Annotated in this window: 2 tRNA genes and 2 rRNA genes (1 of these 4 only partly in view); all 4 read right to left on the reverse strand. The window is 48.6% G+C overall.

What is annotated here, in order from left to right:
- Positions 1–1,465: ribosomal RNA gene (locus ACSC97_RS17690) — 23S ribosomal RNA — on the reverse strand (it extends 1,524 nt beyond the left edge of the window).
- 380 nt (positions 1,466–1,845) lie between these two features.
- A tRNA-Ala gene (locus ACSC97_RS17695) sits at positions 1,846–1,921 on the reverse strand.
- Between the two features lie 70 nt (positions 1,922–1,991).
- Positions 1,992–2,068: transfer RNA gene (locus tag ACSC97_RS17700), tRNA-Ile, on the reverse strand.
- A gap of 59 nt (positions 2,069–2,127) precedes the next feature.
- A 16S ribosomal RNA gene (locus ACSC97_RS17705) occupies positions 2,128–3,664 on the reverse strand.
- Together the 16S and 23S rRNA genes with 2 tRNA genes alongside form the textbook arrangement of a ribosomal RNA operon.
- Positions 3,665–3,724: the final 60 nt, after the last annotated feature.

The following is a 3,724-nucleotide window of genomic DNA, read 5'->3' on the forward strand; positions in this document are numbered from 1 at the left end:
TACGGGTCTTCCACCTGGACAACCAACGCCAGGCTGACTTAACCTTCTCCGTCCTCTCATCGCATTACACAGAAGTATTGGAATATTAACCAATTTCCCATCGACTACGCCTCTCGGCCTCGCCTTAGGGGTCGACTCACCCAGCCCCGATTAACGTTGGACTGGAACCCTTGGTCTTTCAGCGAACGGGTTTTTCACCCGTTTTGTCGTTACTCACGTCAGCATTCGCACTTCTGATACCTCCAGCATACTTCTCAATACACCTTCATCGGCTTACAGAACGCTCCCCTACCACTTGACTAATGTCAAATCCGCAGCTTCGGCACATAGTTTTAGCCCCGTTACATCTTCCGCGCAGGCCGACTCGACTAGTGAGCTATTACGCTTTCTTTAAAGGGTGGCTGCTTCTAAGCCAACCTCCTAGCTGTCTATGCCTTCCCACATCGTTTCCCACTTAACTATGATTTTGGGGCCTTAGCTGGCGGTCTGGATTGTTTTCCTCTTGACTACGGACGTTAGCACCCGCAGTCTGTCTCCCGGATAGTACTCATTGGTATTCGGAGTTTGCATCGGTTTGGTAAGTCGGGATGACCCCCTAGCCGAAACAGTGCTCTACCCCCAATGGTATTCGTCCGAGGCGCTACCTAAATAGCTTTCGGGGAGAACCAGCTATCACCAGGCTTGATTAGCCTTTCACCCCTATCCACAAGTCATCCCCTGGCTTTTCAACGACAGTGGGTTCGGTCCTCCAGTTAGTGTTACCCAACCTTCAACCTGCTCATGGATAGATCGCCTGGTTTCGGGTCTATACCCAGCAACTAAACGCCCTATTAAGACTCGATTTCTCTACGGCTCCCCTATTCGGTTAACCTCGCTACTGAATATAAGTCGCTGACCCATTATACAAAAGGTACGCAGTCACCGAACAAGTCGGCTCCCACTGCTTGTATGCATGCGGTTTCAGGATCTATTTCACTCCCCTCACAGGGGTTCTTTTCGCCTTTCCCTCACGGTACTGGTTCACTATCGGTCAGTCAGGAGTATTTAGCCTTGGAGGATGGTCCCCCCATATTCAGACAAGGTTTCACGTGCCTCGCCCTACTCGTCATCATTATGTGTGCCCTTTCGTGTACGGGAATATCACCCTCTACGTTCGCACTTCCCAGAGCGTTCCACTAAAACACACATAACTTAATGGGCTGCTCCCCGTTCGCTCGCCGCTACTAAGGGAATCTCAATTGATTTCTTTTCCTAAGGGTACTGAGATGTTTCACTTCCCCTCGTTCGCTTCATAAACCTATGTATTCAGTTTATGATACCCGCCTTATAGCGGGTGGGTTCCCCCATTCAGAAATCTCCGGATCAAAGGATATTTGCCGCCTCCCCGGAGCTTTTCGCAGGCTATCACGTCTTTCATCGCCTCTGACTGCCAAGGCATCCACCACATGCACTTAATTACTTGACTATACAACCCCAAACAGTCGTTAACACATACAAGTGAGTGTTATCGTTGCAAACTTAATTGCTACTGGTTTGTTGTCTGTGAATTTAATCACCATACAGCTTCAATCTAAATTCATATACCAAAACGCTTGATTCAGTGTTTTTGCTAGTTCTCAATATGTTTAAATCAATCAAATTACTTCGATCAACTTAAATTCTTGAGTGAACAATTTATTTCAGACTCAATTTTCTAATCTGTTAATGATTAACTACCACCTCGTCGGTGCGTAGTAAACTGTGATAAATCACAGAGATTAATAAACCAAGATCAATTACTTAATCTTTTTATTCATTAAACTCTATAATCTATTTAGCTCAGAATTAAACATTTCATTTAATTCATGGTGGAGACTAGGAGAGTCGAACTCCTGACCTCCTGCGTGCAAAGCAGGCGCTCTACCAACTAAGCTAAGTCCCCAGCTTTAATCATAATGAACGACATATCTTTTTATCTAGCAGCTTGTGATTATTCATCACTTCGTCAGTAGTGGTGGGTCTGACAAGACTTGAACTTGTGACCCCACGCTTATCAAGCGTGTGCTCTAACCAACTGAGCTACAGACCCTCAGATACATCTTCGAAGAACAACTTGTTGTGGATTCTTACCGGTCACCAATCTTTCGTTAAGGAGGTGATCCAGCCGCAGGTTCCCCTACGGCTACCTTGTTACGACTTCACCCCAGTCATCGGCCACACCGTGGTAAGCGTCCTCCTTGCGGTTAGACTACCTACTTCTGGTGCAACAAACTCCCATGGTGTGACGGGCGGTGTGTACAAGGCCCGGGAACGTATTCACCGCGGCATTCTGATCCGCGATTACTAGCGATTCCGACTTCATGGAGTCGAGTTGCAGACTCCAATCCGGACTACGATCGGCTTTTTGAGATTAGCATCACATCGCTGTGTAGCAACCCTTTGTACCGACCATTGTAGCACGTGTGTAGCCCTGGCCGTAAGGGCCATGATGACTTGACGTCGTCCCCGCCTTCCTCCAGTTTGTCACTGGCAGTATCCTTAAAGTTCCCATCCGAAATGCTGGCAAGTAAGGAAAAGGGTTGCGCTCGTTGCGGGACTTAACCCAACATCTCACGACACGAGCTGACGACAGCCATGCAGCACCTGTATCTAGATTCCCGAAGGCACCAATCCATCTCTGGAAAGTTTCTAGTATGTCAAGGCCAGGTAAGGTTCTTCGCGTTGCATCGAATTAAACCACATGCTCCACCGCTTGTGCGGGCCCCCGTCAATTCATTTGAGTTTTAGTCTTGCGACCGTACTCCCCAGGCGGTCTACTTATCGCGTTAGCTGCGCCACTAAAGCCTCAAAGGCCCCAACGGCTAGTAGACATCGTTTACGGCATGGACTACCAGGGTATCTAATCCTGTTTGCTCCCCATGCTTTCGTACCTCAGCGTCAGTATTAGGCCAGATGGCTGCCTTCGCCATCGGTATTCCTCCAGATCTCTACGCATTTCACCGCTACACCTGGAATTCTACCATCCTCTCCCATACTCTAGCTTCCCAGTATCGAATGCAATTCCCAAGTTAAGCTCGGGGATTTCACATCCGACTTAAAAAGCCGCCTACGCACGCTTTACGCCCAGTAAATCCGATTAACGCTCGCACCCTCTGTATTACCGCGGCTGCTGGCACAGAGTTAGCCGGTGCTTATTCTGCGAGTAACGTCCACTATCCAAGAGTATTAGTCTCAGTAGCCTCCTCCTCGCTTAAAGTGCTTTACAACCATAAGGCCTTCTTCACACACGCGGCATGGCTGGATCAGGGTTCCCCCCATTGTCCAATATTCCCCACTGCTGCCTCCCGTAGGAGTCTGGGCCGTGTCTCAGTCCCAGTGTGGCGGATCATCCTCTCAGACCCGCTACAGATCGTCGCCTTGGTAGGCCTTTACCCCACCAACTAGCTAATCCGACTTAGGCTCATCTATTAGCGCAAGGTCCGAAGATCCCCTGCTTTCTCCCGTAGGACGTATGCGGTATTAGCATTCCTTTCGGAATGTTGTCCCCCACTAATAGGCAGATTCCTAAGCATTACTCACCCGTCCGCCGCTAAGATAAGGTGCAAGCACCTCATCTCCGCTCGACTTGCATGTGTTAAGCCTGCCGCCAGCGTTCAATCTGAGCCATGATCAAACTCTTCAGTTAAAATCATTTTGCACCTTAGTTAAGACAAGGTGCTAATTCTGGCTCATCAATTTTCTGACT

The sequence above is a fragment of the Acinetobacter sp. P1(2025) genome, assembly GCF_051390655.1.
Taxonomy (GTDB): Bacteria; Pseudomonadota; Gammaproteobacteria; order Pseudomonadales; family Moraxellaceae; genus Acinetobacter; species Acinetobacter junii.